At 73.1% G+C, this 26595-nt stretch carries 24 protein-coding genes; 6 read left to right on the plus strand and 18 right to left on the minus strand.

Annotated features, from left to right (window positions below):
• Positions 1-14: 14 nt before the first annotated feature.
• Positions 15-1580 carry an MDR family MFS transporter gene (locus HTZ77_RS15620; RefSeq protein WP_175590323.1) on the plus strand — a complete coding sequence of 522 codons (1566 nt, stop codon included), beginning with the start codon at positions 15-17 and terminating at the stop codon, positions 1578-1580.
• 77 nt (positions 1581-1657) lie between these two features.
• Here the strand turns inward: HTZ77_RS15620 and HTZ77_RS15625 are convergent, their stop codons facing one another.
• Positions 1658-1978, minus strand: coding sequence for an STAS domain-containing protein (locus HTZ77_RS15625; RefSeq protein ID WP_175590324.1), 321 nt, complete (start codon positions 1976-1978; stop codon positions 1658-1660).
• Between the two features lie 68 nt (positions 1979-2046).
• Here HTZ77_RS15625 and HTZ77_RS15630 point away from each other — a divergent pair, with 68 nt between their 5' ends.
• Positions 2047-2976, plus strand: coding sequence for a GNAT family N-acetyltransferase (locus HTZ77_RS15630; RefSeq protein ID WP_175590325.1), 930 nt, complete (start codon positions 2047-2049; stop codon positions 2974-2976).
• A 72-nt stretch (positions 2977-3048) separates the two neighbouring features.
• On the opposite strand, the gene HTZ77_RS15635 is transcribed toward HTZ77_RS15630, so the two are convergent.
• The 6 genes from HTZ77_RS15635 to HTZ77_RS15660 form a co-directional block, all read right to left on the minus strand.
• Positions 3049-4626, minus strand: a complete 1578-nt coding sequence (locus HTZ77_RS15635; RefSeq protein ID WP_175590326.1) for an alpha/beta fold hydrolase — start codon at positions 4624-4626, stop codon at positions 3049-3051.
• Between the two features lie 76 nt (positions 4627-4702).
• Positions 4703-5977, minus strand: coding sequence for an AAA family ATPase (locus HTZ77_RS15640; RefSeq protein ID WP_175590327.1), 1275 nt, complete (start codon positions 5975-5977; stop codon positions 4703-4705).
• Entirely contained in the window at positions 5974-7401 is a 1428-nt protein-coding gene (locus HTZ77_RS15645; protein ID WP_175590328.1) for a hypothetical protein, read from the minus strand. Before HTZ77_RS15645 ends, HTZ77_RS15640 begins: the two co-directional genes overlap by 4 nt.
• A gap of 52 nt (positions 7402-7453) precedes the next feature.
• Positions 7454-8554: a hypothetical protein gene (locus tag HTZ77_RS15650; RefSeq protein WP_175590329.1), complete on the minus strand. Its 1101-nt coding sequence runs from the start codon at positions 8552-8554 to the stop codon at positions 7454-7456.
• Between the two features lie 157 nt (positions 8555-8711).
• Positions 8712-9734 carry a hypothetical protein gene (locus HTZ77_RS15655; RefSeq protein ID WP_175590330.1) on the minus strand — a complete coding sequence of 341 codons (1023 nt, stop codon included), beginning with the start codon at positions 9732-9734 and terminating at the stop codon, positions 8712-8714.
• Positions 9735-9793: 59 nt separating this feature from the next.
• Positions 9794-10489 carry a class I SAM-dependent methyltransferase gene (locus HTZ77_RS15660; protein WP_175590331.1) on the minus strand — a complete coding sequence of 232 codons (696 nt, stop codon included), beginning with the start codon at positions 10487-10489 and terminating at the stop codon, positions 9794-9796.
• A gap of 103 nt (positions 10490-10592) precedes the next feature.
• Between HTZ77_RS15660 and HTZ77_RS15665 the strand changes: the two genes are divergently transcribed.
• Positions 10593-11063 (plus strand): hypothetical protein, encoded by a 471-nt coding sequence (locus HTZ77_RS15665; protein ID WP_175590332.1) that lies wholly within the window; start codon positions 10593-10595, stop codon positions 11061-11063.
• On the opposite strand, the gene HTZ77_RS15670 is transcribed toward HTZ77_RS15665, so the two are convergent.
• From HTZ77_RS15670 to HTZ77_RS15715, 10 genes are all read right to left on the minus strand, one after another.
• A complete protein-coding gene (locus tag HTZ77_RS15670) occupies positions 11064-11915 on the minus strand; it encodes an ABC transporter permease (RefSeq protein WP_175590333.1) in 852 nt (283 codons plus the stop codon).
• The gene (locus HTZ77_RS15675) at positions 11912-12631 is read right to left on the minus strand and encodes an ABC transporter ATP-binding protein (protein WP_175590334.1); all 720 of its coding nucleotides are present in this window, start codon (positions 12629-12631) and stop codon (positions 11912-11914) included. Before HTZ77_RS15675 ends, HTZ77_RS15670 begins: the two co-directional genes overlap by 4 nt.
• Before the next feature lie 106 nt (positions 12632-12737).
• A complete protein-coding gene (gene mctP / locus HTZ77_RS15680) occupies positions 12738-14333 on the minus strand; it encodes a monocarboxylate uptake permease MctP (RefSeq protein WP_175590335.1) in 1596 nt (531 codons plus the stop codon).
• On the minus strand, positions 14330-14539 hold the full coding sequence (locus HTZ77_RS15685) for a DUF3311 domain-containing protein (protein WP_175590336.1): 210 nt from the start codon (positions 14537-14539) through the stop codon (positions 14330-14332). The genes mctP (HTZ77_RS15680) and HTZ77_RS15685 overlap by 4 nt, the downstream gene beginning before the upstream one ends.
• 173 nt (positions 14540-14712) lie before the next feature.
• Positions 14713-16323 carry a monocarboxylate uptake permease MctP gene (gene mctP / locus HTZ77_RS15690; RefSeq protein WP_175590337.1) on the minus strand — a complete coding sequence of 537 codons (1611 nt, stop codon included), beginning with the start codon at positions 16321-16323 and terminating at the stop codon, positions 14713-14715.
• A complete protein-coding gene (locus tag HTZ77_RS15695; RefSeq protein WP_175590338.1) occupies positions 16320-16523 on the minus strand; it encodes a DUF3311 domain-containing protein in 204 nt (67 codons plus the stop codon). Before HTZ77_RS15695 ends, mctP (HTZ77_RS15690) begins: the two co-directional genes overlap by 4 nt.
• Before the next feature lie 115 nt (positions 16524-16638).
• Entirely contained in the window at positions 16639-17607 is a 969-nt protein-coding gene (locus HTZ77_RS15700) for a helix-turn-helix transcriptional regulator (RefSeq protein WP_175590339.1), read from the minus strand.
• On the minus strand, positions 17604-19202 hold the full coding sequence (locus HTZ77_RS15705) for a CocE/NonD family hydrolase (protein ID WP_205302721.1): 1599 nt from the start codon (positions 19200-19202) through the stop codon (positions 17604-17606). Before HTZ77_RS15705 ends, HTZ77_RS15700 begins: the two co-directional genes overlap by 4 nt.
• 75 nt (positions 19203-19277) lie before the next feature.
• A complete protein-coding gene (locus HTZ77_RS15710) occupies positions 19278-19520 on the minus strand; it encodes a DUF6289 family protein (RefSeq protein ID WP_205302722.1) in 243 nt (80 codons plus the stop codon).
• A gap of 107 nt (positions 19521-19627) precedes the next feature.
• The gene (locus HTZ77_RS15715; RefSeq protein ID WP_175590340.1) at positions 19628-21073 is read right to left on the minus strand and encodes a glycosyltransferase family 39 protein; all 1446 of its coding nucleotides are present in this window, start codon (positions 21071-21073) and stop codon (positions 19628-19630) included.
• Between the two features lie 341 nt (positions 21074-21414).
• Here HTZ77_RS15715 and HTZ77_RS15720 point away from each other — a divergent pair, with 341 nt between their 5' ends.
• The 3 genes from HTZ77_RS15720 (at position 21415) to thyX (ending at position 26208) form a co-directional block, all read left to right on the plus strand.
• Entirely contained in the window at positions 21415-23553 is a 2139-nt protein-coding gene (locus HTZ77_RS15720) for an anthranilate synthase component I (protein ID WP_175590341.1), read from the plus strand.
• Positions 23554-24124: 571 nt separating this feature from the next.
• A complete protein-coding gene (locus HTZ77_RS15725; RefSeq protein WP_175590342.1) occupies positions 24125-25273 on the plus strand; it encodes an amidohydrolase family protein in 1149 nt (382 codons plus the stop codon).
• Positions 25274-25425: 152 nt separating this feature from the next.
• Positions 25426-26208 carry an FAD-dependent thymidylate synthase gene (gene thyX / locus HTZ77_RS15730; RefSeq protein ID WP_175590343.1) on the plus strand — a complete coding sequence of 261 codons (783 nt, stop codon included), beginning with the start codon at positions 25426-25428 and terminating at the stop codon, positions 26206-26208.
• A gap of 63 nt (positions 26209-26271) precedes the next feature.
• On the opposite strand, the gene HTZ77_RS15735 is transcribed toward thyX, so the two are convergent.
• Positions 26272-26592 (minus strand): ubiquitin family protein, encoded by a 321-nt coding sequence (locus HTZ77_RS15735; RefSeq protein ID WP_175590344.1) that lies wholly within the window; start codon positions 26590-26592, stop codon positions 26272-26274.
• Positions 26593-26595: the final 3 nt, after the last annotated feature.

A 26595-nucleotide genomic window follows, 5' to 3' on the forward strand; every position in this document is an offset into this window, starting at 1 on the left:
CGGGGGTGTGCTTTATGGAAGAGACAGCGGGAGGACGCCGCCGCGAGGTCATGGTGGTCCTGCCCGGACTGATGCTGGCGATGATCCTCGCCATGCTCGACAACATGATCGTGGGTACGGCGATGCCCCGGATCGTGGGCGAGCTCGGCGGACTCCAGCATCTGTCATGGGTCGTCACAGCGTACGTGCTGGGCACGACCGTCTCCACTCCCATCTGGGGGAAGATCGGCGACCTTTACGGACGCAAGACCATCTTTCTGGTGTCCATCGTCATCTTCATGATCGGCTCGGCCCTGTGCGGCATGGCCGGCTCCTCCCTCCTCGGCGGCCCCGACGGCGGCATGACGGAGCTCATCGGCTTCCGCGCCCTCCAGGGCCTCGGCGCGGGCGGCCTCATGGTCAACGTCATGGCCATCATCGGCGACCTCGTGCCGCCCCGCGAGCGCGGCCAGTACCAGGGCATCATGGCCGGCGCCATGTCCCTGGCCATGATCGCCGGCCCGCTCGTCGGCGGCTTCATCACCGACCACCTCGACTGGCGCTGGGCCTTCTACGTGAACCTGCCCGTCGGCGCCATCGCGCTCGTCCTGCTGGTGGTCAAGCTCCACCTGCCCCGGCACCACAACAAGGTGCGCATCGACTGGCTCGGCGCGATCCTGCTGTCGATCAGCATCACCGCGATGGTCCTCGTCACCACCTGGGGCGGCAACGAGTACGACTGGGGCTCCTGGCAGATCCTCGGCCTCATCGGCGTCGCCGTCGTCACCCTCGCGATCTTCATCCCGGTCGAGCGGGCCGCCGTCGAGCCGATCATGCCGCTGCAGCTCTTCCGCAACCGCAACTTCACGCTGATCTCGGCCATCGGCTTCCTGCTCGGCTTCGCGATGTTCGGCGCGATCAACTTCCTGCCGCTGTTCCAGCAGATGGTCCAGGGCGACACGGCGACCAACTCCGGCCTGCTCATGCTGCCCATGATGGCGGCGGCCATGGCGGTGTCGCTGTTCGTCGGCAGGGCCATCACCGCGACCGGCAAGTACAAGATCTACCCGCTGCTCGGCGGCGTCGGCATGGCCATCGGCATGTGGCTGCTGTCCACCATGGACGTGGCGACGCCGAGCTGGCAGACCGGCGTGTTCATCGCCGTGCTCGGCGCCGGCATGGGCTTCCTCATGCAGACCACCATGCTCATCGCGCAGAACAGCGTCGAGCAGAAGGACCTCGGCGTCTCCAGCAGCGCCACCACGTTCTTCCGCTCGATCGGCGGCTCGTTCGGCGTCTCGCTGTTCGGCGCCGTCTTCAACAACGGCTTTCGCGACGAGCTGACCGGCAAGTTCGGGGCCCAGGCCGCCGACAAGATCGCCAAGGGCGGCGGCCGGATGGACCCGGCCGCGCTCGCCCAGATGCCGCAGGGCATGCGCACCGGCCTCGTCGAGGCGCTGGCCGGCTCCATCTCCAACGTCTTCTGGTGGGCGATCCTGTTCGCCGTCGTCGTTCCGGTGCTGGCGGCGTTCGTCAAGGAGATCCCGCTGCGCGGCGGCCCGGCCGCCAAGGAGGCGCAGCCGGAGGCCGTCGCCGGCTGACCCCGCGGAGCCGGGCGCCCGGGAGGAGCCTCCTCCCGGGCGCCCGGGTCGTGCGCGCGGCTCGTGGCGGGGCGGGATCAGGCGGGCGGGAGGTCGAAGAGCCGGTCGAGCGCCGTCATCCGCAGCACGCTGCGCAGGTACGGCGTCGCGGCCACCACCCGCAGCACGGCCTCGGCCCGCTCGGCCTGGTGGTACAGCCGGACGAGCGCCGCCAGCCCGGAGGAGTCGATGAACGACAAGCCCGACAGGTCCACATCGAACTGGCGGACTCCGCGATCCAGGGGCAATGCGGCCAGTTCGGACACGGTGCCGTAGTCTAGGTCGCCGCTGAGCGCCAGCCGCACCGTCATCGCGTCGGGTGTGGCGACCTCGACGCGCAGCGGGTTCTTGTCCAGCACCCATCCAGCTTAACGACGGAGGGAAAATGGGAGGCGAGGGTCCTGCCCGTTTCGGCACAATCGCCGGCATGGATTCCATCAGGCGCCCCCGGCCGGAGGACGCCCCCGCCATCCACGAGCTCCTCGCGGCGGCCGACACGGCGGTCCTCGGTCACGCCGACTGGACCTTGGACGACGTCAAGGCCGACCTCGCGGATCCCGGTTTCGACCTCGACCGCGACGGCGTGCTGCGGGTCGACTCCGACGGCCGCCTGATCGCCTGGGCATGGGCCTGCGCCAAGGGCCGCAGTGACCTCGTCGAGGTGGACGTCACCGTCCGTCCCGGCCGCGAGGACGTCGCCGGGCCCCTGTGGGGCACCGTGCTGGACCGGGCCCGCGAGCTGGGCAGGGAGCGCGGCCACGAGGCCGTCACGGTGGACGTCGGCATCCACCGGGCCGACGAGGGCAAGCGCGCCCTGGCCGAGCGCCACGGGCTGGCGCCCGCCACCAGCTTCCACCGGCTGCGCATCGACCACGACGGCCCGCTCGCCCCGCCCGCCACGCCGCGCGGCGTCACCCTGCACAGCGGCGAGAGCGAGCAGGCGCGCCGCGAGGCGCACATGCTCCACCAGGCCGCCTTCTCCCAGCACTTCGGCTTCGCCAAGGTCGACTACGACACCTGGTACGCGCGCCGCGAGGCGCACCGCGCCACCGACTGGAGCCAGCTGACCGTCGCCCGCCTCGACGGCCGGCCCGCCGCGACCGTGATCGGCAACGACCAGTTCCTGCCCGACGAGGGCTGCGGCTACGTCGCCCTGCTCGCCGTGCTCCCGGATTTCCGGGGGAGGGGCCTGGGCAGGTTCCTGCTCAGGCACGCCTTCGCCGCCGACGCCGCGCGCGGCCGCAGGGGCACGATCCTGCACGTCGACTCCAACAACACCACGCCCGCCCTCGACCTGTACCTGTCGGCGGGCATGCGCACCGTCATGGTCATCGACGTCTGGCGCGCCCGCCTCTGACCGTTCGCTGCCGTCCAGCGGCGAGGCGGCGGGCCGCAGGGCCCGCCCCTCGTACCGGCAGCTGCGGGGTGGTCAGCTCGGCATCGGGCTGCCCTCGCAGCCTCCGCCGATCCGGCCCGTCTCGAAATACTTCACCACGTCGGCGGCGCACTCGGGCACCCGGGTGGTCGAGACGTGCACGTCGTCGGCGACCGTGTAGACGGTGCCGCCGACGGCGCGCCGCGTCTGCAGCGTCCAGTCGTAGACGGACATGAACTCATGCAGGTGCCCCGCCAGCACCAGCGGCCCGCCGCCCCGCTTCAACGTCGCCTGCTGCACCGGCAGCGGCCAGCGGGCACACATGAATCCCGGTCCCCAGGACCGGCCGGTCGCCGGATGGCGCTTCACGAGCCGCTGGTAGTCACGCCAGGCGGTGTCGAAACCGGCCCGGCTGCCGTCCTCGTTGCACGCGACGGCCAGGTTCATGGTCCTGTTCAGCGTCTCGGGCGCGCCGGGGACGGGCGTCCCCGTCATCGGGGCGCCGAGCAGCTCCCTGACGGTGGGCGGGGCGGTGGTGCCCGTCGCCGTCCGCAGTTCGGCCAGCGCCCTGCTGGCGCGCGTCCACTCGGTCGAGTTGCGCCTGGCCAGGTCGGCGACGGCCGAGCCGTCGACGGGCCGCTGCAGGTCGGTGTAGGTCTTGGGGTTCGTGTCGTAGGCGCGGACCAGCTTCGCCACCTCCTCGCGCACCTGCCGGGCGGTGGCGCCGAGACCGTAGGTGTCGTCGCGGCGGGCCAGCCAGGCGGCCATGCGCCCGAAGTCACGCTCGGCTGCCTCCGCGCTGTCCTTCATGTGCTGGTCGAGACGGGTCCACGGCGGCGCCACGCTGTCCAGGAAGGCCCGCCCGGTGTGCTCGGGGAACCGGCTGCGGTACACCATGCCCAGATAGGTGCCCCAGGAGAAGCCGAGCAGGTTGAGCGTGCGCTCACCCAGGGCGGTCCGCACCAGGTCCAGGTCCTTGGCGACGTTCTCGGTGGTGAGCTGTCCGAGGAAGGCGGGGTCGGAGCGTCCGCACTGCTGGTTGGCGGCGACCTGGGCGTCGTAGATCTCCCTGGCCGCCTCCTCGGTCAGCGTGCCCGGCTTCTGCGGGCCCACCGGCGAGACCGGGCAGGCGACCTTGGTGCTGTAGCCCACCCCGCGCGGGTCGAAGCCGATGACGTCGTATCGCTCGTTGAGCCTCGCCATCTCCGGGTTCCTGAGCGCGGCCCGCAGGATCGGGTCCAGGTAGCCGCTGTTGCCCGGCCCACCCGGCAGGACGGCGAGGGCGCCGAGCCGGCGGGCCCCGTCCGTGGCCGCCAGCCGGGTCACCGCGATGTCGATCGTCCGCCCGCCGGGATCGCGATGGTTCAGCGGGACGCTGACCGTCCCGCACTCCAGGCGCTTCATCAGGGCGCGGAAGGCCGGGATCTGTTCCTCCGTCACGCGCAGGCTCAGGAGCACCTCGTCGGAGTAGTCCGGGCAGGATCTCCACTCGACGGACGACACGCCGGAGCTCGGGCCGGGGTTCGCGGCGGCGCTCGCGTTCAGGCCGGCATCGGCGGTGGCGCCTGCCGGGGAAGGGAGCGCCACCAGCCCCGCCAGCGCCAGTGCCGTCAGTGATGTTCGGTACGTCATGCGGACAGAAGTAGTGGTGGCGGTGCTAGATCAAGATAAGGGCCGCCCGCCGTCTCCGGGGACGCCGGGCGGAGCGTCAGACGCGGTGGTCCGCCAGGTGGTCCAGGACCGCCTGGTTGGCCTCCCAGCCGTCCGGGAACTTCACCGGGACCCCGAGCTGCACCGGCTCGGCCGACGGGTGCGCGTCCAGCAGCTCCGCGATCCCCGCGCGCGCCACCACGACGCACGCGTGCCGGTGCCGCGAGGCCAGCACGCACAGCCGCCCCGACTCCAGGTGGAACGCCGTGGCGTCGCGCCGTCCCGACAGCGGGTGCAGCACGATCGTCACGTCGTACTCCCGGCCCTGGAGCCGGTTGGCGGTGTCCACGGTGATCTCCGGCGGCACCCCGGCGTTCCTGATCGCCGCCACCTGGTCGCGGTGGGCCGCGCCGACCGCGATCCGCTCGGCCGTCACCGGACGCTCACCCTGCTCCGAGGACGCGACCGCGCCCCGCTGGAGCAGCCGCGACGCCAGCAGCGCCACGGCCCGCACGGCCTCGCCGTCGGTGCGCACGGTGTGCCGGTTCGGCAGCTCCAGCAGTGCCCACCCCGAGCGCGCCGCCTCCTCCAGCGCCCGGTCGTGGACGGTCCCCATGCCGCCCGTGGACAGCTCCAGCCGCCGCTCGTGCGGCTCCGTCCCGGCCCGGAACCCGGTGAACGGGTAGAACGCCCGCGACACCACCGGCGCCGCCGACGCGGGCAGCCGCCACGACACGGGGAGCCGGTGGACGGGCAGCTCGGGGTTGTGCCGCAGCAGCACCGACACGGCGCTCTGGAGCGGGTCCCACGACAGCCCCGACCAGCGGTCGCCGTCCACGATCGAGAACGGGTCGAGCTGCCCGGGGTCGCCCACGAACAGCGCCCGCTCGAACAGCCCCGCGATGCGCAGCAGCTTGTCCGAGCGCATCTGGTACGCCTCGTCCACGATCGCCCACGGCCACGTCCGGCCCGAGATCCACGCCCACTTGTCGGCCGTCGCGATCACGATGTCGGGGTCGCCGAGGTCCTGCACGCGGGTGCCGACGGTGACCCCGTGCAGCTCCAGCAGCCGCAGCGGAGGCACGTAACCGCCCGCCGACAGCCGCCCGACCGTCAGGTCCGGATGCCGCTCGCAGATCCGCGTCACCAGGTCGTCGACCTGCTCGTTGGTCTGGGCGACGATCATCAGGGGCTCGCCGGTGGCGGCGATGTGCGCCGCCGCCCGTACGACCAGCGTGGACTTGCCCGCGCCGGGCGGCGAGTCGACCACCACGCCGCGATGCCTCGGCAGATCGGCCAGCACGGCCCGGATGACCTGCTCGGGACTCGTCACGACCACTCCTCCAGGGCGTCCTCGTCGCTCGGTGCGTACTCCCGCGGCGGGCCGCCGTGCGTCCACGGGGTGGCCTCCGCCTCGGGCAGGGCCGGGGAGCCCTGGAAGTCGTCGGTCAGCGAGGTGTAGCAGACCCGCTCGCCCACCTCGGGCACCGACCCCGGCGCGGGCGTCTTCCCGCGGCCCATCCCCTTGGTGATCTTCACGGTGACCAGGCCGTCGCGGGCCTCCACGAGCTGCGCGCCCTGGGCGCGGCGCTGCGGGGTGCCCAGCGCGGTGCCGGGCGCCAGCCGTACGGGATCGTCGGTCTTGACCACCACGAGCGGGCGCAGCTTGCGCGAGCGGCCCTCGCCCTCGGAGTGCTCGGGCTCGGTCTCGACCACCTCGCCCGCGAACGCCTCGCCGGTCAGCCGGTACTCGGCCATGACCAGCGGGTCGTCGTAGGCGCGCTGCACCTCGTAGGCGGCCTGGGCGCGCTCCATGCGGGCCAGGCGCGAGGCGGCGGCCACCGCGCCGTCGCGCCGCGCCTGCGGCGGCGCGCCCTCGGCGATGTGCTGGGCCATGGCGCTGAACGAGCCGCGGTCCTGCTCCCACCGCTGCTCCACGCTCGCCCCCTCGGGCAGCTCCCGCAGCAGGTCGACGGCCTGCCACATGAGCCGCCAGGTGGGTTCGAGCTGGCCGCGCAGGGCCTCGGTGATGCGCTCGGCCGCGCCCGCCTCGATGGCCGGGGCCAGCACCTCGGCGTCGAACCCGGGATCGGTCGCGGGCCCCGCCGGCGGCCACACGAGCGGGTCCTCGGCGTCGTCGCTCGGCCCGGTCGTGATCCACGCCGTCAGCGCCGCCAGGTTGGCGTCCTCCAGGCCGCTCTGCCCGCTCGCCCAGTGCCGCCCCAGCTCCTCGGTCACGGCCGTCATGAGGGACGAGCCGGGGTGGGTCGCCCGCTCGCCGAAGTACGTCAGCCAGCGGCCGAGCAGCGGCACCGTCGGCGGCACCGGGTACGGGCCGTGGGCGCGCCGGAAGCGGGTGGAGCGGCCCAGCAGGCGGATGAACGCGATCCCGGCCTGGTTCGGCACCAGGATCTGCGGCGCGTCCAGCACGCGCTCGTACGGGTCGGAGTTCTTGCGTTCGACCGTCTCCGTTCCGGCGAGGAAGCTCCCGATGTACGGCAGGAGCTCGGCGGCCAGGTCGGCGGCCCAGGCGAAGCGCAGGTCGCGGTTGCGCGGCTGCGTCACCACGAGCAGCCGCGGGTCGTCGCGGCGGGTGCCGAGCAGGGCGGCCAGCGGCGCGGCGGCCTCGCCGGACATCCTCAGCGGGATGAGCACCATGGGCCGCTCGGCCAGGTGGCAGTGCCGCACGGTCGCGATGGGCTGCGCGATCCCCTCCTCCAGCGCCCGCAGCCGCGCGAGCGACGTCAGCAGGCTCACCCCGCCCACCCCCGCCGGCGGTCACGCTGTGGCGCGTCTCGTGCTGCCGGGGTCACGCGAGGCACTCCCGGCGCAGGCGCTCGGCGGTGCGGAGCAGGCGGGCGATCTCCTCCTGCCCCTCGGCCGGGGCGCGGCTGCCGTCGGCCAGACCCAGCGCCTCCTCGGCCGAGGCCACGCCGCCCAGCTCGTCGCGCACCTGCCGGCCGAGCAGGTCGCACGCGCCCTCCTGCCGGGCCTCGTCACGGCAGAAGAAGCACAGGTCGCACGTGGACAGGCAGTCGGGCGCGTACCGGGCCGTGGTGCGGCGCAGCGCGTCGGCCAGCTCGGCCGCCGGGCGGGTGGGCAGCCCGTCCTCTCCCGGCAGCAGGTCGAACGTCAGCTCCTCGGGCAGCCCCTCCACCAGCCGGTCGAGCCCGGTCATCCGGGAGAGCTGGCGTTCCAGCACGGCGAGCTGGCGGCGCACGTCGACGAGCGTGGCGACGGGCCGGTTGGCGAAGTTCTCGGGGCAGACGAGCACCACGTCGTGGGCGACCCGCAGCGGGTCGTGGCCGAGCTCCCGGAGCATCCGGCGCAGCGCCAGCACGTACACCGCCGCCTGCCGCGCCGCCGCGGCCACCGCCGCCGGGTCGGCCTGGCCGTCGATCACCGCGAACGACTTGATCTCCACGATGTGGAACCGGCCGCCGAGCTGGAAGGCCACCACGTCCGGCTCCAGGTACGCGGTGTGCCCGGCGATCTCCAGGCCGAGCAGCGGATGGTCGTAGATCGTGCCGGAGTCGTGCTCGTCGCGCGCCGCCCGGTCGATCAGCGCCCGGGTGTGGGTGTGGCGCAGGTGGGCGCCGACGTTCTCGACGTCGTGGTAGGCCACCTCGGCGACCGGCAGCTCCAGCACCTCGCGCAGCATCCGCAGCAGCTCGGCGCAGCCGTCGGCCTTCACCAGCGCCTCGAACGCGTTCCCGCGCGTGATCGCGAACGGCGACTGGCCGAACGGCGCCGGGAATCCCAGGTGCCGGGCGGTCGCGTCCTTGTCGATGCCCGCGCCGTCCAGCAGCGCGCGGCGCGCGCAGCCCGGGTTGGCGGCCAGCGCGGCGATGGCTCGCGCGTCGTGCGGCTTCGGCGGCGTCGTGCCGCGCAACGCGTCAAGCCGGTTCATCGGACGCCTCTCGTCGCGGTGTCGCTCGTGGGGCCGCGCTCCGCACGGCCGTGTCTCGTGTCGCTGTGGCTCATGTGACTCATAGGGCTGATGTGATCGTGTGGCTCGTGCTCGGTCGTCGGGGGTGGCCAGGGTCGGGTGGCCGTGGTTCAGGTGTTCAGGTGGCGGGCGGGCCGGTGGCGGCCCGGTCACCGATCGTGCTCAGCGTAGCGGCGCCGAACAGCCGCCCCCGGTCACCGAGCTGGGCGGCGGCGCGTCTGGCCAGGTCGGCGCGGTCGCGCGTGTCGCGCTCGGCGTGCACGGCCAGCTCGGCCCGCGCCGCCTCGATCACCCGGGCCGGGTCGGGCGGCCCGATGTCGAGGACGGCGCCGCCCGGGATGTTGCGCGCCATCCGCGCGAGCAGCCGCGCGGCCCCGGAGTCCGGCTCGGCGTCCACGCCATGGCCGCCGGCCATCCGTTCGGCGACGGCCACGGCGCAGGTCAGGAAGTGGACGCGCGGGCTGAGCGGGCCGACCATCCGCAGCTCCTGCGGCCACGTGCTCACCGCGAGCAGGCCGCGGGCGGGGGAGAGGCGGTCGGTCAGGGCCGCGCAGAGGTAGTACGGCCGGCCGTACGGGGAGGAGGCGAACGAGCGCTCCTCGTCGCGCCGCAGGCTGGTGAGCTGGGCGCCGCGCAGCCCGCCGCCGAGGAACGCCTCCCGCACGGCGGCGATCAGCCGCGGCTGGGCCGGCACGCCGAGCAGCGTGAGCGCCTGGTGCGCCTGCTCCCGCACGGTGACGAGCCGCAACCCGCCGCCGCCACGCCTTCCTCCGGCGCCAGGCTGTCTCCCCGCCGCGCCACCGGCCGCGGCCGTGCTGCTGGGTGCGCCGCCCACAGGCACCCCGCCGAGTGCTTCACCCGGGATGGCGAGGCGACCCGGGCCCTCGGGCGGGGATACGGCGCGGGCGTTGTCGTGCGGGAAAACGGCGCGGACGTCGCCGGGCGGGGGAACAGCGCGGGCGTCGTTGGGGAGGGCCGGGTCGAGGCCGCCGGTGACCAGGGCGTCCCAGGCGCGTTCGGCGGCGCGGAGGTCGGCCCGGAGCCCGCGGGCGGTGGCCGTGTCGCGGGCTCGCATGGCGCGGCGCACCCCGGCCCGCAGCTCGTCGATCCGCCGTTCGAGATCGTCCAGCCGGTCACCCATGGCGCGAGCGTAACAGTAGTTCCAGTATTTCCCAGTAATTTCGCGAAATCTCGGGAAATCTACGCTGTAAAGGCGGCCGGTCGGGCCGCCACCCACATCCGGTCCTCCGTCAGGAACCGCTCCAGGCGCAGCCCGGCGGCCTCCAGAGCGCGCGCCAGGTCCTCGTCCGACAGCCGCCACGACGTGAACGACTGCGTCCACTCCCGCTCGCCCACCGTGTAGCGCATGGTCGCCGCGTAGCGTCCCGGCTCCCGTTCCTCCAGGGAGGCGAGCTTGACCGTGATGCCGTCCTCGGTCCTGCCCTGGCCCACCCGCCAGGCGTCGTGCGGCTCCGGCGGCATCCACTGGACGATCACCCGTCCGTCCGGTGCCACGTGCCGGGCGCACGCCTCCAGCAGCTCGTGGCGGGCCTCCACAGCCGAGGTCTGCACGAGGTGCGAGGCCAGCAGGACCGTGTCGAAGCGCCGCTCCAGCCGCAGCTCGCCGATGCGGGCCCGCACGGTGCGCGCCCCCCGCACGTGCGCGAGCATCTCCGCCGACTCGTCCACGGCCACGACCTCGTGGCCCCGCTCGACCAGCGGGTGGGTCATCCGGCCCGTGCCGCAGCCCAGTTCCAGGATCGAGCCGCCCTCGGGGGTCACCGCGGCGACGATCTCGGGCTCGCCGCGTGACGTCTGCATCGCGTAGAACTCCACGGGGGAGCCGTCGGGGGTGATGGGGCCGGACCCGGTGCCGCTGTTCGGTGCGATCGTCATGCTGTCGACCCTAGCCACCGGGACACTTGCCGCCGCGGGTCACCAATCATCGCGAACCGCCGAACGGCTTCGCGTCGCGGCCCCGGCGCGCGACCATGGTGTCGTGCCGCTGCGTCGAGTGATCGGGACCGTGGCGGGGCTGGCCGCCCTGCCGGTCGTGTACTACCTGACCGAGGCGGGCGCGCGCGCCCTGCGCGACGCCTACACGTCGTTCGCCCCGGGGCCCGCCGGGTTCGGGCTGCTGGCCGCCGTGGCGGCGGTCGCCGCGCTGCTGCGCGGGCTGTCACGCCCGGCGGCGCTGGCCTGCGGGGCGCCGCTGGCCGCCGTGGGGGCGCTGTTCGCGCTGCGGCTGGACCTCGCGGTGGAGCTGGCCGGGCGGCTGCCCCGGCTCCTGCCGCCCGCGGGCGAGCCACCGGGCGCCCTGGCGGGGGCGACGGGCCTGTACGCGCTGCTCGGTCTCCTTCTGGTGGCCTCCTCCGTCCCCCTGCGGCGCGCCAAGCTCAAGCAGACCGTGCCCGTACGGGAGGACAAGACGCCGGCCCCCGTACGGAAGGACCGGCAGGCGGCCGGGTGATCAGTCGCCGAAGCGCGACAGCTTCCCGTGCCGCCGGGCGTAGCCGAGCGCCCACGCGTACAACGCGAGCGTGAGCGCCAGGTAGACGACGTCGAGCGCGCCCGCCCACGCCAGCCGGTCCCAGGGCACCGCGCCGCCCGCCATCACCGTGCGCATCCCCTCGAAGACGTGCGAGGCGGGCAGGAACCACGACACCGCCCGGAGCGGCGCGGGCAGCACCGACACCGGATAGAAGATGCCGGCCAGCGGCTGCACCACGAACACCAGCGACCAGGCGATGACCTGCGCGTTCTCGCCGAAGCGCAGCACGGCGGCGATGCCGACGAGCCCGAGCGACCAGCCGAGCAGGAGCAGCACCCCCATGAACGGCACCAGCCCCACCCCGAGGCTCGTCACCCCGAACCCGTACAGCGCGTAGGCCAGCCCGGCCATCATCGCGACCGCGAAGACCACCTTGCCCAGCGAGAACAGCACCAGCCCGACGAGGTACTCGGTGCTCGACAGCGGGCTGACCTGCACATTGAGCAGGTTGCGCGACCAGATGTCCTCGAGGAAGGCGATGGAGATCTCGTTGCTCGCCTTCTGCAGCACCTGCCAGAGCAGCACCGCGCCGAGCAGGAACGCCACCACGAACGGCACCCGCTGCGTCCGGAGGAACAGCGTGACGAACCCCCACAGCAGCAGCTCGACCGTCGGCCAGAAGAGGATCTCGAAGATACGGATCGGGCTGCGGCGCAGCGCGGCGAAGTCGCGCCGCACCACGCCGAGGACGCGGCTGCGCCGGGCGGCGAAGCCCAGCGGCGGCAGGGTCAGGGCCGGGGCCGGGTCGGGGTGGAGGGGGAGTGCCGTCATCCGCGTGCCACCTTCAGGAACACCCCTTCCAGGTCCTCGGCCCCGTAGTGGCCGGCCAGCTCGGCGGCGCTGCCGGCGGCCACGACGCGGCCCTCGGCCAAGAAGTGGATCCGGTCGCACATGCGCTCGACCTCGCGCATGTTGTGGGAGGTGATGAGCATCGCGGCGCCGCTGTCGCGGGCCACCCGCGACAGCAGGCCGCGGATCCGGTCGCCCGCGTCGGGGTCGAGGTTGGCCGTCGGCTCGTCGAGCACGAGCAGCCGGGGCGCGTTGACCAGCGCCTTGGCGAGCTGGACGCGGGTGCGCTGCCCGGACGACAGGTCCATCAGCCGCCGCCGGCGCAGCGGGCCCAGCTCCAGCAGCTCGATCATCTCGGCCACCCGCTCCTTGGGCCGGCGCACGGCGTAGAAGCGGGCGAAGACGTCGATGACCTCCTGCACCAGCAGCGGCCCGGGCAGGTCGACGTAGCTGGCGGCGAAGTTGACCCGGCTCAGCGCCTCGACGCGGTGCCGGGCCAGCTCCATGCCGAACAGGGTGATCGTGCCCGCGTCGGGCGTGATGAGCCCGAGCAGCATGTGCAGGGTGGTGGACTTGCCCGCGCCGTTGGGGCCGAGCAGCGCGGCCACCTCGCCCTCGGCCACGGTGATGCTCACGTCGTGGACGGCCGTCACAGGCCCGAACCGCTTCGCCAGGCGCGTCGCCTCCAGGATGGCCACCGCTCCAGCCTGCGGTCCGTGCGCGGCCGTGCGCAACGGGTTTTCGGACGGCGAGAGGCCCGCCTCCGCAGGGGAGACGGGCCTCTCGGGGGCCGTACGGAACGGATCAGTGCGCGGCCGACAGGTCGAGGTCCTTGACCTTGGGGTCGCCCTCGTCGGCGAAGTAGTCCTCGCGCGACGTGGCGTCCTCGCCCTCGGCCACCTTGGCCGCCCGGAAGGCGAGGGTGGCCAGCACGGCGACCACCAGGTTGACCGCGAGGGCGAGGAAGCCCGCGTACACGGTCATGGGGGTGTCGAGGCCCAGGTTCTTCAGCGCGAACGCCGAGCCGCCGAAGTGGGCCTTGCCCTTGGCCGGGTTCGGGATGAGGTACAGCATCCACATGCCGGCCGCCAGGCCCGCCGCCCAGCCGGCGATGAGGCCGCCGCGGTGGAACCAGCGGGTGTAGAGGCCGAGCGCCACGGCGGGCAGCGTCTGCAGGATGATCACGCCGCCGATGAGCTGCAGGTCGATGGAGAACTGCGGGTCGAGCAGCAGGATGCACAGCACCGCGCCGACCTTGACGACCAGCGACACCAGCTTGGACACCTTGGCCTCCTGGGCGTCGGTGGCCTGCTTGTTGAGGTACTCGCGGTAGATGTTGCGGGTGAACAGGTTGGCCGCCGCGATCGACATGATCGCCGCCGGCACCAGCGCGCCGATGCCCACGGCGGCGTACGCGACGCCGGTGAACCAGTCGGGGAACATCTGGTCGAACAGCCGGGGGATGATCGTGTTGGTGTCGGTGCCGACGGGCTTGGTGCCCGCGGCGATGGCCATGAAGCCGAGCAGGGCGATGAGGCCGAGCAGGAAGCTGTAGGCGGGCAGGGCCGCCATGTTCCGCTTGATCACGCCGCGGTTCTTCGAGGCCAGCACGCCGGTGAGGCTGTGCGGGTACAGGAACAGGGCCAGCGCCGAGCCGAGCGCGAGCGTGACGTACTGGAGCTGGTTGGCGGCGGTGAGCGTGATCCCGTCGGCCGGGGCCGGGGTGGCGTCGAACTTGGCCTTGGCCGCGTCGAAGATCGAGCCCCAGCCGCCCAGCTTGGCCGGGATGTAGATGACCGCGGCGAGGATCACGATGTAGATGAGCGTGTCCTTGACGAACGCGATCAGCGCGGGCGCGCGCAGGCCCGACTGGTAGGTGTACGCGGCCAGGATGGCGAACGCGATGATGATCGGCAGGTGGCCGGTGATGCCCATGGCCTTGAGCACGGCCTCGATGCCGACGAGCTGGAGCGCGATGTACGGCATGGTCGCCACCAGCCCGGTCAGGGCGATGACCAGCGCGAGCGTCGGCGAGCCGAAGCGGGCCCGGACGAAGTCGGCCGGCGTGACGAACCCGTGGACGTGCGACACCGACCACATGCGGGCCAGCACCAGGAACACCAGCGGGTAGACGACCACCGTGTAGGGCAGCGCGTAGAAGCCGAGCGCGCCCGCCCCGAACACCAGCGCCGGCACGGCCACGAACGTGTAGGCCGTGTAGAGGTCGCCGCCGACGAGGAACCAGGTGATCCACGAGCCGAAGTTGCGGCCGCCGAGGCCCCACTCGTGCAGGCTCTCGATGTCCTTGGGCCGCCGCCAGCGGGCGGCCACGAAGCCCATGCCGCTGACGACGAGGAAGAGCAGCGTGAAGATGACCAGCTCGGTCGTGTGCCCGTTCATCGCGTCATCCTGTAGACGATCGTGGTGCAGGCGACGCCGACGGCGATGAAGGCGATCTGCAGCCAGTAGAACAGCGGGAAGCCGAGCAGCCGGGGCTCGTCGGCGTTGAACAGGAACGTCAGCAGGGGCAGCACGATGGGCAGGACGAGCAGCCAGTTCCACGGGCTGCGGTCGCTGCGTGTCTGCCCGGGTTCCCGGGTTGTCACTCGACCCCTCCGTCAATCCGTATCCGCGTGAACGGATGCAGGAGCCGGCCTTCTGACCGGCTCCTGACTGAATGGTCAACGGCAGGAGATTAGCTAACGGGGGTATTAAGCCCAATGTCACAAGGATTACGGTTTGGCCTAAATAATGGCCGGGCGTCCCGGAATGTGAGACATCAGGTGGACCCGGCGAGGTCGATCTCCTTGATCCGCTGGTCGCCCTCGTCGGCCGTGTAGTCGCCGGGCCGGGTCCCGTCGGGCCCGTCCGGAGCCTTGGCCGCGCGCGCGACGAGCGTGCCGAGCACCGCCACGACCAGGTTGAGGAGCAGCGCGAGGAATCCCGCGTAGACGGTGATCTTCGTGTCGAGACCCAGGTTCGCCAGCGGGAACGCCGAGCCGCCGAAGTGCGCGTGGTTGGTGGCCGGGTTGGCGATGCTGTAGAGCATCAGCAGCCCGCCGCCCATCCCGGCGACCCAGCCGGCGATCAGCCCGGCCCGGTGGAACCACCGCGTGAACAGGCCGAGCGCCACCGACGGCAGCGTCTGCAGGATCATCACACCGCCGATGAGCTGCAGGTCGATCGAGAACTGCGGGTCGATGAGCAGGATGAACAGCACCGCGCCGACCTTCACCACGAGCGAGGTGACCTTGCTGACGGACGCCTCCTGGGCGTCGGTCGGCGTGCGGTTGACGTACTCGCGGTAGATGTTGCGGGTGAACAGGTTGGCCGCCGCGATCGACATGATGGCCGCGGGCACCAGCGCGCCGATGCCGACCGCCGCGAACGCGATCCCCGTGAACCAGTCGGGGAACATCTGGTCGAACAGCTGCGGCACCACCGTGTTGACGTCCTTGCCGATCGGCTTGACGCCCGCGCTGATCGCCATGTAGCCGAGCAGCGCGATCAGCGCCAGCAGCAGGCTGTAGGCGGGCAGCGCCGACATGTTCCGCTTGATCACGTCCCGGTTCTTCGAGGCCAGCACCCCGGTGACGCTGTGCGGGTAGAGGAACAGCGCCAGCGCCGAGCCCAGCGCGAGCGTCACGTACTGGAGCTGGTTGTTGGCGTTGAGCAGGTAGCCGTCGTTCGGCGCCGGCGTGGCCTCGAACTTGGCCTTGGCCCCGTCGAAGATGGCGCCCCAGCCGCCCAGCCGGGCCGGGATGTAGATGATCGCCACCAGGATGACGAGGTAGATGAGGACGTCCTTGACGAACGCGATGAGCGCCGGCGCGCGCAGCCCCGACTGGTAGGTGTAGGCCGCCAGGATCACGAACGCCACGATCAGCGGCAGGTCGCTGAGGAACCCGCTGCCCGCCACGCCCATCGTCTTCAGCACGGCCTCGATGCCGATGAGCTGGAGCGCGATGTACGGCATGGTCGCCACGATGCCGGTGATCGCCACCAGCAGGGCCAGCGTGGGCGAGCCGAAGCGAACCCGGACGAAGTCGGCAGGGGTGACCAGCCGGTGCACGTGCGACACCGACCACAGCCGGATCATGATGAGGAACACGATCGGGTAGGTGATCACCGTGTACGGCACGGCGAAGAACCCGGCCGCCCCCGCGCCGAACAGCAGCGCGGGCACCGCCACGAACGTGTAGGCGGTGTACAGGTCGCCGCCGATGAGGAACCAGGTGATCCACGAGCCGAAGTTGCGCCCGCCCAGCCCCCACTCGTGCAGGCTGGCCAGGTCCGTGGGCCGACGCCACCGTGCGGCGACGAAGCCCATCCCGCTGACCACCACGAACAGCACGGTGAAGATGACGATCTCGGTCAGGTGCGGGCTCACGGCCGCCTCCTGGTCATCCGGTAGACCAGCGTGGTCGTCGCGACGCCGAGGGCGATGAAGGCGATCTGCAGCCAGTAGAAGAGCGGGAAGCCGAACAGATGGGGTTCGTCGGCGTTGTACAGGAACGTCATGAGGGGGATGACGACGGGCACGAGCAGCAGCCAGTACCAGGGGCTGCGGTCACTCTTGTCATCGGGCAAGGCGGTCTCCTTGGGAGTGAGGAGAGGCAGCTCTCGACCCCGCACCTTAGGCAGACGGGGGTACCGGTCAGGTCACGGATCGCCGAATGGTCGTACCGCCGCGCCGAACGGTCGCTCACTCCGGCGGGACATCCTCCGTGGACCCGCCGTACAGCCGCGCCATGCGGGCCGCGGCCCCCGCGACCAGGGCGCGCAGCTCCGGCGGGTCCAGCACCTCCGCCTCCGGCCCGAAGCGCAGCACCTGGCTGTAGGCCACGGCGACCGACTCGACGCCGAGCCGCACGGTGCCGTCGGGCCGGAGCGAGGCGAGCGCGTCGTCCAGCGCCGCCGGGTCGGCGACGTGCCGCAGCATCCGCACCCCGGCCTCCGTCAGCCGCAGCGTGACGTTCTCGCGCAGCAGCGAGCGGGCGAAAGACGCCGCCTGCTCGGCCCAGAACGCGGCCAGGTCGAAGCCGGGGTCGCGGGCGAAGACGCCCTCGTGCGGCTCGACCTCGCCGAAGCGGTCCACCCGGAAGATGAGGAATCGCTCCCGGATCCGGGCCACGAGGTACCACACGCCCGCCTTCAGCACCAGCCCGTACGGCTCCAGGGTGCGGCCGCGCTCGCGGTAGGCGGCCGTGACCGGCCGATCGCCCCACACGGCCCGCGCCAGCGGCGCCAGGGCGGCCGGCGGCGGGTCGTCCGAGGCGAACCAGCCCGGCGCGTCCAGGTGGAAGCGCTGCGCCGCCGTGGCGGGCGCGTCGCGCAGGCCCGGCGACAGCGCGGCGGCGGCCTTCAGCCGGGCCGTCGACGCCACCCCCTGCAGGCCCATCTCCCGCATCGCCGCCGGGACGCCCGACAGGAACAATGCCTCCGCCTCGGCCCGGTCCAGCCCGGTCAGGCGGGTCCGGTAGCCGTCGAGCAGCCGGTAGCCGCCGCCGCGCCCCCGGTCGGCGTACACCGGCACGCCCGAGCCGGACAGCGCCAGCACGTCGCGGTGCACGGTCCGCTCCGACACCTCCAGCTCGCCCGCCAGCTCCGCCGCCGTCATCCGGCCGCGCGCCTGGAGGAGCAGGACGAGCGCCATCAGCCGCGAGGCGCTCACGTCGCCGTCACCCGGGGCAGCACCACGGCCGAGGGCAGGTCCGGGGTGTGGAACACCTCGACGTCGGCGGGCGCCATCGGCCCGCCGTCCCCGATGGGCCGTTCGGTGCCGGAGTTGCGGGCGATCGTCGGGTACGCGCCCGCGGCCACGTGCACGCGGATCCGGTGCCCGGCGCGGAAGCGGTGCCCGATCGGCCACAGCTCCACCGCGACCCGCCGCACGTCCCCGTCGCCCGGCTCGTCCCGCCCGGGGGAGCCGGGGCGCAGGCGGCGCACGCCTTCGCACAGGTTGAGCGACCTGCCGTCGGGGTGCACGTCGCACACCCGCACCACCACGTCCACGTACGGGGTGCTGGAGCGCACGAACAGCTCAGCCGTGACGGGCCCGATCATCTCCACGTCCGCGGCCAGCGCCGGCGAGCTGTAGACCAGCACGTCGCGCCGCGCCTCCAGCCGCCGCTGGTCGCGCGGCCGGGAGTCGGACAGCAGCACCGGGCTGCCGAGGACCGGCGTGGGGTGCGCGGGGTCGTAGCGGAAGCGGTCCGCCCCGCCCTCGCGCGGCGGTTCGGGATCCAGCCCGAAGCCGCGCCGCAGGTGCCAGCGCTGCGGCGTCATGCCGGGCACCGGCCAGTCGGGGTAGTCGCGCCACTCGTCGGCCCCCGTCACGTGCAGCCGCACGGGGTCGGCCCGCAGCCCGGAGCCGTCACCCAGCAGGTGCGCCCGGAACCAGGCCAGCCCCTCGGCCATCGACGGGCGCCCGTGCCGGGCGTCCACGTGGTACCACGGCCCGATCGTCAGGTACGGCCGCCGCCCCGCCCGGCGCATCGCCAGGTAGTCCTTGAGCTGCCACGGCAGGAACACGTCGTACCAGCCACTGAGCAGCGTGACCGCCGCCTCTACCTGACCGACCCTAGGGGAGAAGTCGCGCTTGTCCCAATACGGCACCGCGGGGTCGGCGTGGTGCGCCAGCAGGTCCTGGAAGAACGGCAGCGGCCGCCCGGCCGTGACCAGGTCCAGCTCCGCCACCGGCCGTCCCGACAGCACGGCCCGCCGGGTCAGCCTGGGGGCCGTCAGCACCGCGGCCCCGCCGAACGGCCGCGCCATGGCGTCGGTCATCGCCGTCCAGCTCAGCGCCGACTCCAGCGCGAACGCCCCGCCCACGTACGCGGCGTCGCGGAACTGGGAGGCGGTGATCTGGGCCGCCATGGCCTTGAGCTCGGGCCCCGCGTCGGCCGCGATGGCCCACTGGGTGTAGCCGAGGTAGGACGGGCCGAACATCGCGAACGACCCGTCGTACCAGGGCTGGGCTCGCATCCACGCCAGCGTCGCCAGCCCGTCGTCGTGCTCGTCGGCCATCGGGTCGAGCAGGCCGCCGGAGCCGAAGCCGCCCCGGCAGCTCTGGATCACCACGTGGAAGCCGTGCCGGGCGAAGCCCCGCCCGTACATCCAGCCGAACAGCCCCCGCCGGCCGTACGGCGAGCGGATGAGCACGGCGGGGGCCCGGCCGCCGCCCGCGGGGGCGTAGTGGTCGGCCAGCAGGGTCACGCCGTCCGGCATGGGCACGGGAAGATCACGCTGGAGCCGCACGCGTCGCATTACCTACCAGTAACAGATGCCGCCCGGCAGGCGGAAGCCCGCGCCGCTCCCCGCGTCCGGGGTCGGGGGCCGGGGTCAGCAGGGGCGCTCGGTGAAGTCCTTGTAGATCGTGCGGACGCCCCAGGAGCCGCCGCCGCCTTCGCATTCCTCCACCATCTGGCCGACCACGGTGGTCCAGGAGGAGTCGGAGTAGTAGGTGGTGACGCAGTAGTTGCCGAGCCCGCAGGGCCTGGCCTGGGCGGGCGCGCTGGTGACGGCCGCGCCGGCCAGGGCCAGCACGACGGCCAGGGGGAGGGACAGGGCGGTGGTACGGCGCATGGTGAAGCCCTTCCGGTGAAAAAGGGGAACCGTTGACCGGATCATGAGGCCGCCCGCCGCGAAGATCAAGGCCCACGGCGAAGGGTCAGAAGCAGTGCAGTCACGGGTCAGCTGTAGTGCAGATAGCGCGGCCAGGCGGCGCGCCAGGAGCCCTTCAGCCCGTGGCACAGGAACACCGGCATTCCCTGCATCTCGTTGTCCACGCCGACCCGGTTGTCCACCACGGCGCGCTGCTCGCACGTGGTGTACTGCCGGTACATGCCGCGCCGGCCGATGTTCACCGCCACCGCGACCGTGCCGGTCTCGGGCGGCGGGCCGTACTGGTGGAGCTGGTTCTGGCCGCTGTAGACGCGCGGGATCCCGGCCCGCGCCAGCGCGCCCTGCTCGCCGTAGCTGCCGGTCAGCACGATCGCCCGATCCCGCTCCTCGGGCGGCAGCGAGGCGAGGATGCCGCGTACGGCGGCGGCGAACTCCGGCCAGCCGACCGACTCGCGCGCCACCTCGTTGATCGCCGGGACGGGCGTGGCGGCCAGCCGGTCGGCGGGCAGCAGCGGCAGCGCGATCACCGCGCACAACAGCCCGTTGACCGCCAGCGCGGCCACCGCCAGGCGCACCCGGCCCGCGCCCGCCGCCTCCACGCTCACGCAGCCCGCCGTGAACAACAGCAGCAGCAGCCCGCCGGTGTAGTCGAACCGGCCGCCGCTGGCCACCGTCAGCACGGCCGCCACCGGGAACGCGACCGCGATCGCCCGCACCCGCCGGTCCTTCCACAGCCGCCACCAGCCGAACCCGGCGATCACCGCCACGACCGGCCCGAACAGCCCGAACTGCATCGGCACGAACATCAGCCGCTGCTCGTCGCCCTCGTTGTCACTGAGCGCCGCCGCCATCGTGAGCTGCGGCCAGTCGTGCGTGGCCTGGTAGACCAGGTTGGGGACGGCCAGCACCAGGGCGAGCGCCGCGCCCGCCCACAGCCACGGGCTGATCAGCACCCGGCGCGGCCCCGCGAGCAGCAGCCCGGCCGCGAGCCCCAGCACCAGCATCGCGATCAGCAGTTTGTTGTACGTCGCCAGCCCCGTCACCGCGCCGAACGCGAGCCACCAGCGCGGGTCCTCGCGGCGCAGCGCCTTGACCGCGAACAGCCCGGCCGCCGCCCAGAACGGCAGGTCGAAGCTCAGCGTCAGCATCGAGTGCCCGGCCACCAGCGTGTACGCGCCGGTCGCCACGCCGAGCGCGGTCACGGTCTGGGCCACGCGGGCGCCGCCGAACTCCCTGGTGATCAGGGTGGCGAGCACCACCAGCAGCGCCGCCGCCAGGGCCGGGAAGACCTTCAGCGCGAACAGCGTGTCGCCGAACAGCGCGATCGACAGGCGGGCGATCAGCGGCGTGAGCGGGGGCTGGTCGACGTAACCCCAGGCGGGGTACTCGGACAGCACTCTGAAGTACAGCTCGTCGCGGTGGTAGCCGTACCGCTGACCGAGCAGGAGCAGCACCGCGACCAGGCACGCGGCGACGACGGCGGTCGACCGCCAGGCTAACGGGGGGCGTTCCATGATTGTCAAACTAGCCGCCCGCCCCCGCCGCGCGGACCCCTACGCCCCCCGCTATTTCATCCCGGCCTCCCGGTGCGCGCCCGCCCGTCACGCCCCGGACGGCGTGTCGCGAAGCCCGGAGCCCCCGCCGCGCGCCGCGTTGCATGATCTTGGGTGCGACGGCTACCCTGAACCCATGCGAAATCGCCTCCAGCTTCAGTGGTGGCGCCGCTTCTAGGCGGCGCGGATTTCGCACATCCATCGACGGACGGCCGCCCCGGAAGGCGGCCTTTCTCGTGTCCGCCCCCGGGATTCGGCGTTGTGGCAGTTCACTTCGACAGTGACTTCGACAAGGGGCAGCAGTGGAGACGAGCGGATATACCAGCGGTTACGTCACGGCCGGCGGCATCGGCGTCGAGCGCGAGACGCGCGAGGTGTCCGAGGAGGCGCTCGAGGAGATCGTGACCGCCCTCGGCGAACGGCGCGGCGGCGCCTTCTCCTCCGGGATGGACTACCCCGGCCGCTACAGCAGGTGGGCCTTCGGCTACGTCGACCCCTGCGTCGAGCTCGTCGCCAAGGGCCGCACCATCTCCGCCCGGGCTCTCAACGCCCGCGGCCGGGTCGTGCTGCCCGCCGTGACCTCGTGCCTGCTGGCCGCCGGCAAGCCGGTCGAGGAGCCCACCGCCGACCGGGTCGAGGTCCACGTGCCCGAGTCGGAGGACCTCCTGCCGGAGGAGCTGCGCAGCCGCCGGCCCACCGTCTTCAGCGCGATCCGCGAGGTCATCGCCGCGTTCAAGGGCGACGACCCGCACCTCGGCCTGTACGGCTCCTTCGGCTACGACCTGGCCTTCCAGTTCGAGCCCATCCGGCAGGAGCTCACCCGCCCCGCCGACCAGCGCGACCTCGTCCTCCACCTGCCCGACCGGATCGTCGTCATCGACCGCCAGCGCGAGACCTGCGTCGAGCACCGCTACGAGTTCACCGTCGACGGAGCGAGCACCCACGGCCTGGAGCGCACCGGCGACTCCACGCCCATCGCCACGCCCGCCGCGGTCCCGGCCGACCCGCCGAGGGGCGAGTACGCCAAGGTCGTCGCCGCCGCCAAGGAGAAGTTCAAGCGCGGCGACCTGTTCGAGGTCGTGCCCGGCCAGGTCTTCCACGCCGTCTGCACCGACCCGGCCGCCTTCTACCGCGGCCTGCGCCACAGCAACCCGGCCCCGTACGAGTTCATCGTCAGCCTCGGCGAGGGCGAGCACCTCGTCGGCGCCTCGCCCGAGATGTACGTCCGCGTCAACGGCGACCGGGTCGAGACCTGTCCCATCTCCGGCACGATCGCCCGCGGCAGCAACCCGGTCGAGGACGCCGAGGCCATCCGCACCCTCCTGTCCAGCGTGAAGGAGGAGTCGGAGCTGACCATGTGCACCGACGTCGACCGCAACGACAAGTCCCGCATCTGCGTGCCCGGCTCGGTGCGCGTCATCGGCCGCCGCCAGATCGAGCTCTACTCCCGCCTCATCCACACCGTCGACCACATCGAGGGCCGCCTGCGTCCCGAGTTCGACGCCCTCGACGCGTTCCTCACCCACATGTGGGCCGTCACCGTCACCGGCGCGCCCAAGACGTGGGCCATGCAGTTCATCGAGGACCACGAGGCGACCACCCGCCGGTGGTACGGCGGCGCCATCGGCTTCATCGGCTTCGACGGGTCCATGAACACCGGCCTGACCCTGCGCACCGCCCAGATCAAGGACGGCCTCGCGACCGTCCGGGCCGGCGCGACGCTGCTGTTCGACTCCGACCCCGAGGCCGAGGAGCGCGAGACCGAGCTCAAGGCCAGCGCCCTGCTCGGCGCCCTGGCCGCCGTCAACCAGCCGGACGCCGTGGTCGCCGAGCCGGTCCGCGAGCAGCCCGGGCTCGGCATGAAGGTGCTGCTCGTCGACCACGAGGACTCCTTCGTCAACACCCTGGCCGACTACTTCCGCCAGGAGGGGGCCGACGTGGTGACGCTGCGCCACGGGTTCCCGCCGGCGATGATCGACGAGGTGGCGCCCGACCTGGTGGTGCTCTCGCCCGGCCCCGGCTGGCCGTCCGACTTCGGCATGTCGGCGCTGATCGGCGAGATCTACGCCCGCGACCTGCCGGTCTTCGGCGTGTGCCTGGGCCTGCAGGCGATGGTGGAGCAGGCCGGCGGGTCGCTGGAGCTGCTCGACTACCCCGAGCACGGCAAGCGGGGTCAGGTCACGCGGCTCGGCGGCAGCGCGCTGCTGGAGGGGCTGCCCGAGGAGTTCACCGCCGCCCGCTACCACTCGCTGCACGCCAAGCGGCCCGGCGTGGTGGGCTTCGAGGCCACGGCGGTGACGCCCGACGGCAACGTCATGGCCATCGAGGACACCCGCAACCGGCGGTTCGGGGTGCAGTTCCACCCCGAGTCGATCCTCACGGTCGAGGGCGGCGCCGGGGCGAAGATCATCGCCAACGTCCTGCGCCTCACCCGCCGCTGACCCACCCGCGGGCCCGGCCCACACCGGGCCCGCACACCCCGGCTCACGCCCCTCGGCTTGCGCCCCTGGCTCGCACGCCTCGTCTCGCGCCCCTCGACTTGCGCGATTGTGCACCTCGACCTACACGATCGCCCCCGCCCCACACCGCGCCTCCACCCCACACCGCGCCCTCCGCCCCACACCGCGCCGCCCCGCCCTCTCGCCTGACGCAGTCCCGCCTGACGCTCGTGCCGCGCCGTCCGGTGCGGCCCCGCTCGTGCGCCTCGACCTGCGCGATCGCGCTGCCGCACCACCGTGCGGCGCCTCCCGCCCGGCGCAGTGCCGCCGCGAGATGCCGGGGCGGGCGGTGATGTCAGGCCGGAGACGCCTGCGGCCGCGGGGTCTGTGTCGGGTCGGGGACCTTGGGGCGGTGGGGGCTGGATCAGGGGGAGTCCCTCGGCGGAGAGGTCGTGGGCTGGCGGCATTGGGGGCGGCGGGGTCTTGGGGCGGGCGGGGCACGCCGGGCCGGGGACTCCAGGTCAGGCGGGGAAAGCGGGGGCGGCGGCCCGGCCGCACCCCCTAGAGTCTCCGCATGCTCCCCCTCGGCCTGTCCGACACGGTGTGCGAAGCGCTGCTCGCCCCGCTGGTCGACCACCACTGCGACGCCGTGCGCCGCGACGACCTGTCCCGGGCCCAGTACGAGCTGCTGATCGGCGGCGGCGTGCCCGCGCCACCCGGCACCACCCACTTCGACACCCCCGTCGGCGTGGCCGTGCGCCGCTGGTGCGCACCCGTGCTCGACCTGCCCCCGCACGCGCCGCCCGCCGTCTACCTGGCCCGGCGGGCCGAGCTCGGGGCGGCCGAGGCCAACGGCAGGCTGCTGCGGGCCGCCGGGGTGGCGGCGTTCCTCGTCGACACCGGCACGGAGGACGACGACCTTCTGCCGGCCGCCGAGATGGGCCGCCAGGGCTCCGCCGCCGCCGCCGAGATCGTCCGCGTCGAGCAGGTCGAGCACGACGTGGCCGAGATGGCCGGCTCCTCCGCCGACTACCTGGAGGGCCTGGCCGAGGAGCTGGCCGCCCGCGCCGCCGGCGCCGTGGGCCTGAGCACGGTCGCCGGTCACCTGCACGGCCTCGACTTCGACGCCGCCCGCCCCAGCCGCGGCTCGGTCATCGCCGCCGCCGGCCGCCGGCTGGCCGACCCCAAGGAGCCGCTGGCCGACCCGGTCGCGCTGCGCCACCTGCTGTGGACCGCCGTGGACGTGGCCCGCGAGCGCGGCCTGCCCCTCCAGCTCCACGCGGGCGCCGGCCCCGACGCCGGGCACGCGGCGCCGCACCGCACCGACCCCGCGCTGCTGACCGGCTTCCTGCGGGCGCTCCAGCCCGCCGGGGTGCCGGTGATCCTGCTGCACTGCTACCCGTTCCACCGCCAGGCCGCCCACCTGGCGGCGGCGTACCCGCACGTCCACGTGGACGTCGGACGGGCGCTGACCCGCACCGGCGCCGGCGCGTGGCGGGTCGTGGACGAGCTGCTGGAGCTGGCGCCGTTCCACAAGCAGCTCTTCGGCTCCGGCTGCTCCGGCGTGGCCGAGACCGCCCACCTCGGCGCCGTGGCGTTCCGCCGCGCCCTGGGCCGGGCGCTGAAGGAGCGGATCGACGCGGGGGAGTGGAGCGCCGCCGACGCCGCCCGGGTCGCCTACATGATCGGCTCGGGCAACGCCCGCCGCGTCTACCGCCTCTGACCTCGGGCTCCGGCCCGGGGCCGCTCGTGGCGGAAACGGGCGGCAGGCCACCCCGGAGTTCGCGCCCGGGCCCCCGACCTGGTTTGCTTGGGCCGTCACATGGCCCAACAGTGCTTGGGCCGTCACATCGCCTATCCGAGCGGGGGCTCGCCATGCGCACCGTCGAACCCGAGGTCTTCATCGTCGCCCGTCCGCAGCTCGACTACGACGAGCTGGCCCGCTACCTGGGCGAGATCGGCGGCGAGCGGTGGCTGGAGCGCCTCGACCGGGGCGAGCTGGACGCGCAGAACCTCGCCGAGTTCGCTGGCCGGCTCTGCTACCGCTCGTTCGAGCCCGGTCTCAACCCCAACGTGGTCCGCATCCGCGAGAACCAGGACGAGTACCTGCGCAACATCCTGGCCAGCGCCCACGGCTCCGTCCTGGAGCACGTCAGCTTCAGCTTCGTGCTGCACAACGTCAGCCGGGTCCTCACCCACGAGCTGGTCCGCCACCGGCCCGGCGTGGCCATCTCCCAGGAGTCGCTGCGCTTCGTCCGCCTCGACGAGCTGCCGTTCTGGTTCCCCGACTGGGCCCGCGAGGACTCCGAGCTGATGGAGCGGGCCACGGCCGTGCTGGAGGAGCTGGAGCGCTTCCAGATCTGGATGGCCGACCACTTCGAGCTGGACGAGGAGGGCAAGCCGTTCTCCGAGAAGAAGCACCGCACCTCGTTCATGCGCCGCTTCGCCCCCGAGGGCCTGGCCACCGGCCTGGTCTGGACGGCCAACGTCCGCACCCTTCGCCACACGATCGAGGCCCGCACCGCGGTCGGCGCGGAGGAGGAGATCCGCCTGCTGTTCCAGCGCATCGGGGAGCTCATGCTGAAGGAGGCCCCGGCCCTGTTCGGCGACTACGTCGTCGAGGACGGCGCGTGGATCCCCGGCTGGCGCAAGGTCTGACGCGGCCCGGCCGGCAGACCGGGGTCAGGCGGACGGGTCACACAGACCGGTCACACAGACCGGTCAGGCCAGGCTGGGCATCACGTACACCTCGGCCCCCGGCGGCAGCGCGCAGTCGAGGCCGCCGAGGCCCAGCGCGTTCTCCCCGGAGACGAACATGCTGATGTGGCGGCGGATCCGCCCGTAGTCGTCGCGCAGCCGCTCCTCCAGCAGCGGGTGCGTACGGCGCAGCGTGTCGAGCGCCGACCCCAGCGTGGGCGAGGCGTCGGTGTCCGCCGCGACCGCGAACACCTTCACCTCGCTCCTGCCGCTCACCCAGCGCCGCAGCGAGCTGGGCAGCACGAACACGACCATGGTCACGGGTCTGGCCCGCCGGGCAGCCATGTC

Source organism: Nonomuraea montanisoli (assembly GCF_013363975.1).
In the GTDB taxonomy this organism is placed as follows: Bacteria; Actinomycetota; Actinomycetes; order Streptosporangiales; family Streptosporangiaceae; genus Nonomuraea; species Nonomuraea montanisoli.